Annotated in this window: 3 protein-coding genes; all 3 read left to right on the top strand. The window is 62.5% G+C overall.

The window, feature by feature from the left end; genetic code table 11:
* The first annotated feature begins 199 nt into the window (after nt 1-199).
* Entirely contained in the window at nt 200-601 is a 402-nt protein-coding gene (gene tnpA / locus U5771_RS35105) for an IS66-like element accessory protein TnpA (protein ID WP_060266157.1), read from the top strand.
* Nucleotides 598-945: an IS66 family insertion sequence element accessory protein TnpB gene (tnpB, locus tag U5771_RS35100; RefSeq protein WP_322028171.1), complete on the top strand. Its 348-nt coding sequence runs from the start codon at nt 598-600 to the stop codon at nt 943-945. Before tnpA ends, tnpB begins: the two co-directional genes overlap by 4 nt.
* Nucleotides 946-974: 29 nt before the next feature.
* Nucleotides 975-1,272 (top strand): transposase (locus U5771_RS35095; protein WP_322028170.1); only part of this gene is annotated, 298 nt, incomplete at its 3' end.

The following is a 1,272-nucleotide window of genomic DNA, read 5'->3' as shown; positions in this document are numbered from 1 at the left end:
CTGCCGGCGTTCGGGCTTCCACTTTGCGCTGCGCGCCTCGGCCGCGAACAGCTTGCCGATCAGCACCACGAAGCGCGTTGCCAGCAGATCCGACGAACGTGCCGCCTTCGGCACCGTAAGCGTGTCGCCAACACCGTCTCGACGGCCTGACTGGAAATTGCCAGAGTAGTCCCCACCACTTCAAGTAGCGGGGACTACTTTGACAACAGAAGTACCGAAGAGGATTGGCCGCAAAGGCATCCCGAATCATCCACTCGAATTCCGGCGCGAGATTGCCTTGCTAGCGTGCGAGCCCGGCGTGTCGGTCGCACGCTTGGCCATGGAGCACGGCCTGAATGCAAATCTGGTGTTCAAATGGCGCCGCTCGTTACGAGCCGGCGAATACGACTCGGCGGGGCTGTTGCCGGTGAAGGTAGAGATGCCGCTGGCCGAGACGGCGCCGCTGATACCGATGTCAGCACCAACCACGACTACGACACCCACCGGTGCGATTGAGATCAGCGTAGGCAACGCCCGTGTCCACATCGAAGGCGCACCGGACGAGAGCACATTGACGCTGGTGCTGCGTATGTTGCTCGACATGCCGGGAGTGACAGTGTGATCGGCCTGCCGAGTCGTACGCGCGTCTGGCTGGCTGCCGGCGTGACCGACATGCGCTGCGGCTTCAACACGCTGGCGGCCAAAGTCCAGACCGTGTTGGAGCGAGATCCATTCAGCGGCCACGTATTCATGTTCCGAGGCAAGCGCGGCGATCTGGTCAAAGTGCTGTGGTGGAGCGGCGATGGCATGTGCCTGCTGATGAAGCGCCTGGAACGTGGTCGTTTCGTCTGGCCGCAGGCCGATGGCGGCGTGGTCTGCCTGAGCCAGGCCCAGCTGTCGATGCTGCTCGAAGGCATCGACTGGCGGCAGCCGGTGCGCACGACCGAGCCGAGTTCGGCGTTGTAAACCGCTCGGCGGCCGCGTAAACTGCGGGCATGACCACGGCCAACACCTATCCGGACGATGTTGAAGCGCTCAAAGCCTTGCTGCTTGAGCGCGATGCACGCATCGGTCATCTGGAGGACCTGGTCGAATCACACGAAGCCGTGGTGGCCACGGGCAAAGCCGAGATCGAGCATCTGAAGCTGCTGATCGCGAAGTTGCGCCGCATGGCATTCGGGCGCAGTTCCGAGAAGCTGGATCGCCAGATCCAGCAGCTCGAACTGAAGCTGGAGGATCTCGAAGCCGACGAAGGCGCTACGCCCATCGAGATTACGAAGACCTCGTTCACGG

The sequence above is a fragment of the Burkholderia sp. BCC1977 genome (genome assembly GCF_905339595.1).
GTDB lineage: Bacteria > Pseudomonadota > Gammaproteobacteria > Burkholderiales > Burkholderiaceae > Burkholderia.
The sequence above is the reverse complement of the archived record's forward strand: the minus strand, read 5'-3'. Positions and strand labels throughout refer to the sequence as shown.